Genomic DNA, 11,447 nt, shown 5'->3' on the forward strand with positions numbered 1-11,447 from the left:
GCGCTCAGCCGGCGCTCTCCGCCAGGTACGTCAGGACGGCCTTCACACGCCGGTTGTCGGTGTCCGTCGCCCGCAGGCCGAACTTCAGGAAGACGGCGGCGACATGCTTCTCCACCGCCCGCTCCGACACCACCAGCGACGCGGCGATGGAGCGGTTGGAACGACCCTGGGCCATCAGCTCCAGCACCTCGCGCTCGCGCCCCGTCAGCGTGTCCACCCGGCCGCGCCGCCCACCCCGCACCAGCCCGGTGACCACCTCCGGGTCGAGCGCCGTGCCCCCGTCGGCGACCCGGTGCAGCGCCTCCACGAACTCGTCGGTGCGGGCGACGCGTTCCTTCAGCAGATACCCGACGCCCGCCGCTCCGTCCGCCAGCAGCCGGGAGGCCCAGACGGTCTCGATGTGCTGGGAGAAGACCAGGATGCCGACCTCGGGGGTCCGTGCCCGGATCTCGACGGCGGCACGAATGCCCTCGTCGGTGTGGGTGGGCGGCATCCGGATGTCCACCACGGCCACGTCGGGCCGGTGCTCGTCGACCGAGGCGACCAGTTCGGGTGCCGTCCCGGCGGTGGCCACCACCCGGCATCCACGGGCGCCGAGCAACTCGACCATGCCGTCCCGCAGGACGACGGAGTCCTCGGCCAGCACCACGCGCAGCTGTCTGTCGATCACGAAGCCCATTATCGGGCCGGGCCTCGGCCTACCGCCTGAGGCGGTTGAAGCAGCGGCCGATGACGTGGTGGCACCGGCCGAAGCCGGGTGGACGCCCGCCGCGTGTGCCACGGTTCAGCCGACCGAGCACTGGAGAATGCGGCCCGTGCTCCCAGTGGGTCGAAGAGCATGGCGCTTTGTGGCGTCGGGGAGGAGCAGGAGCAGGCTGGTGGGTGCGGTGATCGGCAGGAACCAGACGGCCGCGAAGCTGCTGTCTGCGGTCGCGGAGGCGAACACCACGGGAAGCGCCGCCGCGGCCACCAGGCCGAGGTGGACCAGTGAGGCGGGGTTGGCGAACGTGAGCCGGACGAGTGTGCGGGGGCGGCCCTCTCGCATGATCGATTCCTCCTGGGCGGATCGGTTCCGTCGTGTCGACGACGGTTCCATCGTGCGGTGGGGCGGCCCCCGGTGCCTGAGCGGCGCTGCTCAAACCGTTGTGGGGGCCTGCGCGTTGCGGGCCGCATAGCCGATCACGGCGACGGCCGCCGCGAGGGCGACGACGGCGGTCGGGGTGCGCGCCGGTCGCGTACGACCCCTGCGCGCTCGCGTGGAAGGGCTTCTTCCTGCCGGCATCTGCTGAAGTACGGCCATCTCCATGCCGCCCTTCTCTCTCACCCGGCGAGATCTACGATCACGAGATTCACGCCCGTGGGGCGTCACCGCCCTCAGAGGTCACCCGGCAGGTCCTAGCCGTTGATCCTGTAATGGAGGGCTGTCTCGCCGGTCGCTTCGCCGAGCTGCCGTGCCATCTCTTCGACGATCAGGTCGGCGGCTTCCAGCGAAGCAGCGCCCTCGACGTATACGGCCCACGTACTCGCGAGCTCCCATGAGACCGAGATCAGAGCCGTTCCTGTACGGAAGGAGTGATCGCCCTCCGCCTCAGCCGACCCGCAGACAAGTGAGCGGGGTTGGAAGAGCGTCGCGTAGTCGATCCCAGGCAGCGCGGGCCAGCTGTTCCCGCTGGCGGTGCTGATCGTGTGTTCCGCCTCGACGGGGCCGTGCGGACGCTCCCGGTCGGTGAGCTCGGCGGCATCCCGCGCGAAGTCGTAGGGCATGGGCTCGTTCCCGTCCACCGCCCACGGCGCCGGGTACCTGGCGCGACACCCCGTGCACCGGGCAACGAGCGTCCCGATCTCCGGGTTCGTCATGATGCTGTAGTGCGACGGGGGCGGCGCGCGCATCGTGTGGCTGTTCGCGGTCGTCTCAAGCGCCGGCCATTCGGGGGAGCACTCGCATGGTCCGGTCTCCGCGAACGTCTCGTCACCAGGCGCCTCGTGGGTGTTCCCGAGGTTCTTGAAGAGTCTTCCAAGCGGCCGCACGAGGCCTCCTTTCGTGACCGCCCGACGCGTTGATCACGCAGGCCCCATGAGCGGGACAGGCCACCCCTGAGGCAGGCCGCGCGGCTCTTGTCCCAGGGGTGCCCGCAACGTCGTCCGCAGGCGGAAGAGGCTCCACCTGGTGGACCTCCACCTTCTCGAACGGGTTCGAGTCGCCCAGCGACACCACCCAGACGAGATTCCTGTCGGCGTCCAGCCCCGTGCGAAGGAGCCCTCCGAGCCATGGGACCCATCGCCCCCGCACACGTAGCCGGAGCCGTCCGGCAGCTCGGCAGAGCAGTCGGGGTGAATGTCGTACGTGGTCATCCCTTCGGGATCGCCGTGCAGCAGCTCCTCCAGATCGAGCGGCGCTCCCAGATCGAACCACGACAGCGCGGCGGAATCGATTTCAAACACGCGTGCCGAACCGTCCGCCCGGTACAGCCCGTCCCGGGCCGGCACGTCTCCGGCTGCACACAGGTCGGTGATACGGCTCATTTCCCTCCCCTTCGTCTCCACTTGGCCTCGGGCCGCTCGTCGAGCCCCTCCCCATGGAACCCGCGGAGCCGGTGACGGCGGGCGGTGAACCGGCGGTCGTCGCCGGGGAAGGCGCGCAGTCCTGCGGGACGACCGGTGTGGCCGCGGAACCCACTGCTCCGCAGAGGGACCAGTCGCCGGGAGGAACGGTTGAAAGCCCCTTGCTCATCGCCTTCGCTGCCTCAGGCCCGGGAGGGTGCCAACCACCGTTCTGCGCGGCGCCGCTTGTCGGAGTCTCCAGAGCCGCGGGCGTGCGCCAGCAGGCGGGCGCGCAGTGGTCCGGGCAGGCCGGCGACGTCCTGTTTCCGGCGCGGGCGGGTCTTCCAGCCCACCAGGTGCCGTACGGCCCCGGCGTCGTGCCGCTCCTCGGCCCGTGGGTCGGCCAGCCCGGCGAGCAGGTCGGCGATCGGCACCCTGCCGAGCAGCGCGCCGGGCACGCCCTCGTGGACGGGGTAGCCGGAGCAGCGCCCGCTGCCGGAGCCGTGCCAGGCGAGCAGGGCCAGCACCCGTTCCACCGGATCGGGGAACGTGAGCCGAAGTCGGTCCGTGAGTTCCGCGAGCAATTCGGGGGAAGGGCCGCCGCCGGTGCGGGAGAGGTCGAGGATCCGGTCGGCGAACCCCTCCAGTCCGGCGGGCATCGCGACCAGCCAGTCGCGCTCCTCCTCGGCCCTTTCGTCCGCTCGCTGCCGGTCGGCCTCGAACTGCCGCGTGGGGCCGGGCATGCCGTGTCCGTCCAGCCACGCCAGGAGCAGGCGGCCGTCGGCGAGGACGGCGTCGCTCTCCCACTGTCCCCACCTCAGTGTCGCCCCGTGGTGCAGGACAACGACCGCAAGCCGTCCACCAGCCCGGTCGAACACCTCGAAGCGGACGTCCCCGAGACACATGCAGTGGAACCCGGGCAACGATTCCACGGCCATGGCCGTCCTGAACCGGGCCGCCTCCGCCGGATCGGAGAGGTCCACCCGGATATCTCCGTCCGTTCCGGCCCCGCTCACCGAACTCACCTGGACCACGTGCGCCCGCCGCAGCACGCTGTCCAGCGCTGTCGTCCCGTCCATGAACCGATCCCTCCCCGCCCGAGCCGCAGGTCCACGGCCCGCCCGATTGCACCCCAGCTCCCGACCAGCCTGCAACCCGGTTCCCTCGCGCCCGCGTTCCACTCGCACACCGGCAGGCGGATCCTCTCCGCATCCCACTGGCCAGGGGCCGGACGCGACCGTGACGCCTGGAAGGCCGGACACGATCGGGACCCGGTCCTCCAGCAGTCCGACCCTGGCCCCGCCACGCTTCTCCTCCAGCCGGGAGGACATCCCCGCCGGCACGTCACGGAGCCGGTCGGCCGACCGCAGCCGGCCGACCAACCGCGCCGGGAGCACCTGGAGGTTGTCTGGTAATTGATCTTGTAGCTGGTCGCGGTGAGCTGACGGATGCGGTGTGGGAGCAAATTTCTAGCGCGCCGCTCGCACCAGTCCGCGGAATGGCCGGAACCATGGGCCGTCACCGCCGGGCTCGTTCTGGAACCCAGCAAGGACGAGGAGCTGCCGTCCGGCCTCGCCGATGTAGAAATGCTCCGCCCCTGCGACCGAGGACGCCGGGGCGGCGGGGGCACGCCCGGTCAACTCGTCGGCGAGCAATCGGGCCATCCCGTAGTCCTTGGTGTCGTGCCACGTTGCGGTGAAGTAGCGGGCGGCTCCGTCGTGCCGCCGCGCGAAGTGGTACGGCACGTAACGGCCTGGCGGATCGGCCGAGTACAGCGCCTGGACGGCACTGCCAAGAGACTGCTGGTTGCGGGGGTCGGCGGTGAAGGCCCGGTGCGCTTCGGGACTCGTCCATTGGGCGAAGTTGAGGATGGTCCGGCCGTCGGACCCTGCCATACAGTGCCGCGCGAGATACGCCGCTGGCAGCCGGGCCTTCTCCCAGGCGTCCATGACGCCGGACATGACCCTCTGCTGTTGTTCGGGCCCCTCGGTGTGCCATAGGGACGCAAGGACGAGGCCCGCGTCCGGACGGGCGGGGTCGGGCAGTGCGACCGGCCGGAGGCCGGCAACGATGGCGGTCATGGCGCCAGCCTCTAACTTCAACCGCGATTGAGGTCAAGTTCCGTGATCGACCAAGGCCGACGCCCCGGGCACGAAGAAGCGCCCCAAGGTCCTTGGCCGGGTCCGCGGAGCCAGAGGATGAGTGCGGCGAGGTGAATTCCCGCCGCGTAGCGGGCGGCGGGTTCGTCGAAGCGGGTGGCGATCGCGCGGAACTGCTTGAGGCGGCCGAAGCGGCGTTCGACCACGTTGCGGGCCTTGTAGAGCTCGGGATCGAAGGCCGGCGGCCTGTCGCCCGCCTTCCCTCGCCGCAGGCGGTTGGCCTTCTGGCCGGCACGTTCCGGGATCACGGCCTGGATACCCCGCCTGCGCAGGACCTGGCGGATACTGAAGTTGATTGGGTGATGTCGGGCCCGTTCGCCTAACGGTGGCCGGTTCGGCCCGATCGCACCGTTACGCGGGATATGTGCAGGGTGAGGCGACGAGGGCCAGGTGGTATCGGGTGTAGGTCTCGAAGACCTCGGCGACCTTGAAGCCGAGCCGGGTCAGCACGGCGCCACTCTTTCCATTTCCGTGGGTGACGCCCGCGAACACGTCGGTGGCGCCCAACACAGTGGCTCCGTACTCGATCAGCGCACGGCAGGCTGCAGTCGCGTACCCATGGCCCGTTGCCTCGCGGTCGAGCCAGTATCCGAAGCCGTACTTGGGTGGGTTGACGGCCACAAGGTCGACGCGGCCGATGAGGGCGCTGTGAAGGAGGACGCCGCAGCGGAGGGACGGGCTGGGGTCGTTGAGCAGCTCGGCATGTGCCGTCTTGCAGTCCGATGCGGCCGGCGCCTGGTAGTCGCCGTGCTGGGTGAGGTGTTCGCGATTTCGATCGATGAGCGCGTAATATTCATCGGCTTGCTCAGCAGTGAGTGCACACAACGTCAATCCGGAGACGTCGGTTTTGAGTTCGGGAAAGACGTGCTTGTCGTGAAGACTACCGGCCATGTCGGATGACCCTACGACGGGGGCTGGGCCCCTGCCATGGCTTTTTGGTGGCGTGCAGCGACTGAGCGTCGGTCAGCCGTCCATGATCAGGCCGGTGCCGGTGCGACAGCCGTCGACCAGGTCCGGGCGGTACTGGATCTGCTTGAGTCTGCGCTTCACAGCTCGGGTGATCTGGCCCAGGTCGGCGGCGGCGAGGTTGCCAATGTCGCGCTTGACCAGCGACCAAATGCCCTCCCGCGGGTTGAGATCCGGCGCGTAGGAGGGCAGCTGGAATACAGTGAGCCAGTCGGCGTTGGCTGCGATGAACTCCCGCAGCGGGGCGCTCAGGTGGATGCGGACGTTGTCCCATACCAGCACGATCGGGCCGCCAAGCTGGATACGGGCCCGGATGAGCAGGTCACGGAAGTCACGCCATCCGAACCCCTTCGGCTGGTCCTTGCGTCCGCTGTACTCGCGGACCGCGTAGAACATCCGAGAACGCTCGCCCGGCTTGTAGCGGGTCATGCCCGCCATTGACACCCGTCCCGAGCCCAGGCCCCGCACCCGCACCACTGGCGTGCAGCCGATCCGGCCCCAGGTCCTGGCACGCGCTGGCGTCATCGACTGCCCGGCCTCGTCCTCGAAGAGGATTCAGCCGCCGCACGCCGCCGCGGTGCTCTTACCCGCGGCCAGACCTCCTTCTTCCACAGTTCCACCGCCTCCTCGTCACACTCGATGGCCCGCCGGGCGGGCTGCTGCCACGACCACCCGTGCCGCTTCAGCAGCCGCCAGGTGCCCTCCACTGTGTACGAGACGTGGAACAGCCGGCCGATCAGCGTCTTCACCCGTGCCGGCGTCCATCGCCGGTCTGCCCAGCCGTGGGCGAGTGGTCCACGCTCCGGCCTGTCCATCTGCTCCGGACCGAGTCTCGGGCGGCCAGGCGAGCCCTTCGACAGGACCCCGACATCTCCGCGTTCGCGCCAGGCGCGGCGCCACCGCTCCACCGACCGCTCGCTCACCCGCAGCGCGGCCGCGATCTCCCTGTTCTTCTCCCTGTGCCCGAAGCGTTCCACGGCCTCCAGCCGGATCCGCTCCCGCGTAGCCCTCCCGGCGTCGGTCAGCCCGCCGCCCTGCGCGTATCTCACGCCCCACGACTACCGGAAGCAACCGACCACCGTCAGACGAACAGGCCCGACATCACCCGATCAAGTTCAGTAGCCCGGGACGAGTACGCCTTGTCCGCGATGACCGCGTCGGGCCTGCGGCGAGGGCGCCCGGCACCAGTCCGGGGCGCCCTCGGCTCGTCCATGACCGTCTCGAAGACGGTGGAGTCGTTGACGTTGCCCGGCGTGACGACGACGGCCGGGGGCAGGCCCCGGCCGTCGCAGGCGAGGTGGACCTTGGCGGTCGGCCCGCCGCGGGACCGGCCGAGCGCCTGGCCGGCCGACGGACGTGCCGGATCTTCCAGTTCGTCCCCCGCCGCCGCCCCCTTTCTGCGGGCCCCGGCGGCATGCTGGTGAGCCCGGCTGATCGTGGAGTCGACCGACACGGTCCACTCCACGGCTCCGACGGAGTCGTCCCGGACCTGGGCCTGTTCGAGCAAACGGGCCCGGGTGCCGTCCGCTTCCCAGCGGGCGAACCGTTCATAGGCCGTCTGCCACGGCCCGTAGCGTTCCGGCAGGTCACGCCACGGAGCACCGGTCCGCAGCCGCCACAACACCCCGTTGATCACCTGTCGGTGATCCCGCCACGGCCGCCCACGTCCGTCAACACCAGGCAGCAGGGGAACTGTCCGCTCCCACGCCGCACCCGTCAGCTCACCACGATCCACCACGAGATCAATTATCAGACAGGTCCTCGGCCCACTCGATCGCCTGTACGGGACCGCCCCCGCGCAGGAGCGTACGCGGCAAAGGCCGCAGCCCCACCGATCACCGGTGGCAGCCCCCGACCACCAGGCCGACGCGCGGGAACCGCGCGCGTCGTCGTCACCGGCCCGGTCGACCGGGTCAGCCGAGCTCGGGTTCGTCGTGGATGGTCAGCGCTCCGGCGAGGTCGAGATCGGCGACAGTGCCGTGCGCCCCGGCGCGGACGAGCAGCACCGCGCCGAGCGCGGTGCTCCAGAACGTCCTGACCTCCACGTCGAGCGGTCGGCGGGCCCTCCAGTCGCGCCCCTCGATGAGTCGGCTCACGAAGCGCTCGGACTGCCGGAACAGCAATTGGAGGTGCTGGTCGACCACGGGGGCGAGCTCGGGCTTGGAGATCGCGGCGGCGAGTGCTCGCGCGACCGACGGGAGCGAGGGCATGGCCAGTACGGCGCGGGCGATGTTGCGCCGGAATGCAGCCGCATCGGGGGCTTGGCGACCGATGCGCTCGATCCGCCGGGCGTCGTGCAGCAAGCCCAGAAAGGCGGCGTGCACGAGCAGCGAGTCCTTGGATCCGAAGTGGTAGGTGACCTGGTTGGGGAAGACGCCCGCCGCGCTCGCGATCTCCGCGACGCTCACCTCGGCACCGGGGCGCTCCTTGCAGAGCCGTGCGGTCGCCTCGATCAGCCGTCGCCTCGTCGCGCGACCGCGGTCGCGCGACCGGGCCGGCGTCGACCGGGCTTCGGCTCGCTTCTTCTCCACACCCGAATTGTATGTGATACAACATGGCCCTGTTCACTTGTATCACATACAAGAAAGGTGAAGGGCATGCACGGGACTGAAGTCGTCGTGACCGGACTCGGCGCGATCACGCCACTCGGTGGAGACGTGGAGTCCACCTGGAAAGCCCTGCTCGCCGGCGAGTCCGGCATCCGCGGCGGCGTCCTGCGAGGCCACGAGGACACCGGCCTTCCCGACGTCGTCGCGGGGACGATGGCGACCGACCCCGCAGAGTCGCTGCTGCCGGCGCAGGCCAGGCGGCTCGACCGCTCGCAGCAGGCGGCCCTCACCGCGGCGGCCGAGGCCTGGGCCGATGCCGGCGCCCCGGAGGTGGACCCGGACCGGCTCGCGTCAGCGATCGGCACGGGCATCGGTGGCGTACGCACCCTGCTGGAGCAGGACGACGTACTGGAGGAGGCCGGGACGCGCCGCGTCTCGCCACGCACGGTCCCGATGCTCATGCCCAATGCGGCGGCGGCGCTGATCAGCATCGAATACGGCGCACGGGCGGGCGTCTACACGCCCGTCTCGGCATGCTCTTCCGGCGCCGAGGCGATCGCCCTGGGAGCCAGGCTCATCCGTGCCGGCGAGGCGGACGTGGTCATCGCGGGAGGGACCGAGGCCGCGATCGCCCCGATCACCGTCGCCGGCTTCGCCCAGGCGCAGGCACTGTCCCGGTACACCGCCGAACCCGCGTCGGCGTCCCGGCCGTTCGCCGCGGACCGCAGCGGTTTCGTCCTCGGCGAAGGCGCCGCTGTCGTGGTGCTCGAAAGCGCCGAGCACGCCGACGCCCGAGGCGCGCGCGTCCACGCGGTGCTCGCGGGCGCCGGCATCGCCGCCGACGCCCACCACATCACAGCCCCCGCCGCCGACGGCTCCGGTCAGATATCGGCCATGCGGAAGGCCCTCGCGCAAGCCGGCCTGGCTCCCGAGCGGATCAGCCACGTCAACGCCCACGCCACCGGAACTCCGGTCGGCGACGTCGCGGAGGCGCACGCGATCGGAAAGGTCTTCGGCCGCGCCACCGTGACAGCTCCCAAGGCGGCGCTCGGTCATCTCTTCGGGGCGGCCGGCGCGATCGAGGCGCTCATCGCCGTCCTCAGCGTGGAGCACGGCGTCATCCCGCCGACCCGCAACCTCGCCGCGGCCGGCATCGGGCCCGACATCGACCTCGATGTCGTCACAGAACGACGAGACGCCCCCCAGGAGGCCGTGCTCAGCAACTCCTTCGGCTTCGGTGGGCAGAACGTCTCACTCGTCTTCACCGGCGCACGGCACCGTGCGTCCCGTACGGTCTCGACCACGCCGTGACCGGGGCGAACGCACCGTCAGCCGAGTGCGACACCGGTCGACGTCGTCACACGCATCGAGGAGATGCGACGTGCCCATAAGTGATCGGCCACTGGCCCACCGACGATCGGGCGGCCGTCCTGCGGCGAGGGCGGGCCGGTGTCCTGCGAAGGCCTCGGTGCACCCGGGCTCGCCGAAGCTCCGTGGCCGACAGGGTCCTTGCGTGCCGGGACCCGGGCGGGGGCACGGCCGGGTGCGGCGGATCGGGTGGATGGCGGCGTGGTCGAGTGCGTCCGGGTCCTCGTACGCCGGACGGCGTCGTTAATCGGTCGTACTGAACGACGGGCCGCTGAACCCGGCGTGTCCGTCAGCAGGACGGCAGCCGCCGCGGCGCTGGAGAGGGACGGGCGGAGGCTCGCGCCGGAGCGGTCCGGCGTCGGGCCTGACCTGCTGAACAATCATTCGATCACCGGTATGCGTGGGCGCCTGTCCGGATAGCGACCGTGAGGATGTGATCGCTCTGTGTGTCAGGCACACTCCGAAGCGCAAGCGAGGTGGCGATCAGAAGGTAGATCACGCCTCAACTCTTCGAATCGAAAGTGAGTACCCGTCATGCTGCGCCGATTCGCTGCGGTTTCCGCGTTCGCTCTCCTCTGTGTCGCCGGCGCCGCCGGTGTCGCGGAAGCCCGGACCGACAGCCTGTACGCGCCCTCTGCCGTCGTACTGAGCATCGGCAAGGGCGCCGACGCGAGCACGGCCACCGTTCTGCGCGCGGTCACGCTCAGCTGCGCTCCGACCGCCGGCGGAACCCACCCCGCCCCCGAGGCCGCCTGCGCCGAGCTCAAGTCCACCTCCCTGGACGGCTCCTTCGACGGACTGCTGGCCTCCCCGAACCCGGACCAGATGTGCCCGCAGCACTTCGATCCCGTCACCATCAACGTGGACGGAGTGTGGGAGGGGACCCGCACCTCGTGGCAGTACACCTTCGCCAACGCGTGCACCATGGGCGCCACCCTGAACAGCGGGGCAGCCTTCGCGTTCTGATCGGTGATCGGTGGGCGTGGCGCGGCCCTGACGCCGTCGTCATCTGTCGCTGACCGAGAGGGTCCGGGAGATCGTGGTCGTTGCCGAACGGGGCGGGGGCCACGAACTCGTCCGCCGGGGAAAGGGGAAACGGGCCCGGCGCCGGCGTACTGCCGCGAGGCCGGTGGGCTGCCCGGCCGGCGTCGAGGAGGTCGCCGTGACCTTGCGGGGCGGTGGCTCAGCCCGCCCAGCGTCCGGAGAAGAAGGTGACGGCGAGGACGACGGAGAGGGGCACCGAGAGGCAGAGCCAGGCGGCGAGCCAACGGGGCCTGCGCAGCGTCCAGCAGGCGATCGCGATCCACAGGGGCCACCACAGGAGGGTGGCGCGGGGGACGGACATGTACCAGTACGAGGTGCCGAGGGCCCACAGGTTGAGCGCGACGTAGCAGGCCTCCGGCCAGCGCCGGGCGCGGGCCAGGAGGGCCACCGTCACGAGGCCGACGCACACGGCGACCAGCTCCGCCTGCCACACGAGGGCGTACGGCGTGGTGTAGCCGTGTCCGAACGCGGCGTCCCACGTGGTGCCCCAGGCCTCCCACGGCGGGTGGAATTCGCGGTACCAGCCGCGTTCCTGGGCGTGTTTCCAGGCCATCCAGTCGCCGGTGCGCGCGTACAGGTAGCAGGAGTGGAGCAGCGGTGGGAGGGCGGGCAGGGCCAGCCACGGCAGGCGGCGCAGCGCGCCGTGCGAGCGGGCCGTCAGGGCGAAGTGGACGAGAAGTGCGGCCACGAGGAAGAGGCCGCTGACGCGCACGGCGGTGGCACCGGCCGCGAGGAGCGCGGCGGCCCGCCAGTCGTGGCGGCCGGCGGCGAGCCAGGCGGGGAGGGCGAGGGCGAGGTTGATGCGGGCGCGGTTGGCGCG

Annotated in this window: 11 protein-coding genes and 3 pseudogenes; 2 read left to right on the forward strand and 12 right to left on the reverse strand. The window is 70.8% G+C overall.

Annotated elements, in window-relative coordinates:
• Window positions 1–4: 4 nt before the first annotated feature.
• The 11 genes and pseudogenes from K7G60_RS31560 to K7G60_RS31610 all read right to left on the reverse strand — a co-directional run bounded on the left by K7G60_RS31560 (window position 5) and on the right by K7G60_RS31610 (window position 8,197).
• On the reverse strand, window positions 5–670 hold the full coding sequence (locus K7G60_RS31560; protein ID WP_308082715.1) for a response regulator transcription factor: 666 nt from the start codon (window positions 668–670) through the stop codon (window positions 5–7).
• 114 nt (window positions 671–784) lie between these two features.
• On the reverse strand, window positions 785–1,045 hold the full coding sequence (locus tag K7G60_RS31565; RefSeq protein WP_225804387.1) for an SCO4225 family membrane protein: 261 nt from the start codon (window positions 1,043–1,045) through the stop codon (window positions 785–787).
• Window positions 1,046–1,395: 350 nt separating this feature from the next.
• A complete protein-coding gene (locus K7G60_RS31570; protein WP_225804388.1) occupies window positions 1,396–2,028 on the reverse strand; it encodes a hypothetical protein in 633 nt (210 codons plus the stop codon).
• A gap of 716 nt (window positions 2,029–2,744) precedes the next feature.
• Window positions 2,745–3,620, reverse strand: a complete 876-nt coding sequence (locus K7G60_RS31575) for a hypothetical protein (RefSeq protein ID WP_225804389.1) — start codon at window positions 3,618–3,620, stop codon at window positions 2,745–2,747.
• A 390-nt stretch (window positions 3,621–4,010) separates the two neighbouring features.
• Window positions 4,011–4,622, reverse strand: a complete 612-nt coding sequence (locus K7G60_RS31580; RefSeq protein WP_225804390.1) for a hypothetical protein — start codon at window positions 4,620–4,622, stop codon at window positions 4,011–4,013.
• 17 nt (window positions 4,623–4,639) lie between these two features.
• Window positions 4,640–5,062: pseudogene (locus K7G60_RS31585) on the reverse strand (transposase); the annotation flags it as partial.
• Window positions 5,052–5,591, reverse strand: a complete 540-nt coding sequence (locus K7G60_RS31590) for a GNAT family N-acetyltransferase (protein ID WP_225804391.1) — start codon at window positions 5,589–5,591, stop codon at window positions 5,052–5,054. The gene K7G60_RS31590 and the pseudogene K7G60_RS31585, both read right to left, overlap by 11 nt.
• Window positions 5,592–5,663: 72 nt before the next feature.
• Window positions 5,664–6,191: a transposase gene (locus K7G60_RS31595; RefSeq protein WP_263986537.1), complete on the reverse strand. Its 528-nt coding sequence runs from the start codon at window positions 6,189–6,191 to the stop codon at window positions 5,664–5,666.
• Window positions 6,188–6,715: a winged helix-turn-helix domain-containing protein gene (locus K7G60_RS31600; RefSeq protein WP_225804392.1), complete on the reverse strand. Its 528-nt coding sequence runs from the start codon at window positions 6,713–6,715 to the stop codon at window positions 6,188–6,190. The genes K7G60_RS31595 and K7G60_RS31600 overlap by 4 nt, the downstream gene beginning before the upstream one ends.
• 71 nt (window positions 6,716–6,786) lie before the next feature.
• Window positions 6,787–7,404: pseudogene (locus tag K7G60_RS31605) on the reverse strand (IS5 family transposase); the annotation flags it as partial.
• A gap of 175 nt (window positions 7,405–7,579) precedes the next feature.
• Complete coding sequence (locus K7G60_RS31610; RefSeq protein WP_225804393.1) at window positions 7,580–8,197, reverse strand: TetR/AcrR family transcriptional regulator C-terminal domain-containing protein; 618 nt, start codon at window positions 8,195–8,197, stop codon at window positions 7,580–7,582.
• Between the two features lie 66 nt (window positions 8,198–8,263).
• On the opposite strand from K7G60_RS31610, the gene K7G60_RS31615 reads away from it, so the two are divergent.
• Both K7G60_RS31615 and K7G60_RS31620 read left to right on the forward strand, forming a co-directional pair.
• Window positions 8,264–9,526: a beta-ketoacyl synthase gene (locus K7G60_RS31615; protein ID WP_225804394.1), complete on the forward strand. Its 1,263-nt coding sequence runs from the start codon at window positions 8,264–8,266 to the stop codon at window positions 9,524–9,526.
• Between the two features lie 591 nt (window positions 9,527–10,117).
• The gene (locus K7G60_RS31620) at window positions 10,118–10,549 is read left to right on the forward strand and encodes a subtilase-type protease inhibitor (RefSeq protein ID WP_225804395.1); all 432 of its coding nucleotides are present in this window, start codon (window positions 10,118–10,120) and stop codon (window positions 10,547–10,549) included.
• Window positions 10,550–10,766: 217 nt separating this feature from the next.
• Here the strand turns inward: K7G60_RS31620 and K7G60_RS31625 are convergent.
• A pseudogene (locus K7G60_RS31625) lies at window positions 10,767–11,447 on the reverse strand (hypothetical protein); the annotation flags it as partial.

Source organism: Streptomyces sp. NK15101 (genome assembly GCF_020400725.1).
Classification (GTDB): Bacteria; Actinomycetota; Actinomycetes; order Streptomycetales; family Streptomycetaceae; genus Streptomyces.

Coding starts and splice junctions, on each gene's coding strand:
- K7G60_RS31565 (WP_225804387.1), bottom strand. CDS start 1,045: ATGCGAGAGGGCCGCCCCCGCACACTCGTCCGGCTCACGTTCGCCAAC.
- K7G60_RS31575 (WP_225804389.1), bottom strand. CDS start 3,620: ATGGACGGGACGACAGCGCTGGACAGCGTGCTGCGGCGGGCGCACGTG.
- K7G60_RS31580 (WP_225804390.1), bottom strand. CDS start 4,622: ATGACCGCCATCGTTGCCGGCCTCCGGCCGGTCGCACTGCCCGACCCC.
- K7G60_RS31590 (WP_225804391.1), bottom strand. CDS start 5,591: ATGGCCGGTAGTCTTCACGACAAGCACGTCTTTCCCGAACTCAAAACC.
- K7G60_RS31615 (WP_225804394.1), top strand. CDS start 8,264: ATGCACGGGACTGAAGTCGTCGTGACCGGACTCGGCGCGATCACGCCA.
- K7G60_RS31620 (WP_225804395.1), top strand. CDS start 10,118: ATGCTGCGCCGATTCGCTGCGGTTTCCGCGTTCGCTCTCCTCTGTGTC.
- K7G60_RS31595 (WP_263986537.1), bottom strand. CDS start 6,191: ATGACGCCAGCGCGTGCCAGGACCTGGGGCCGGATCGGCTGCACGCCA.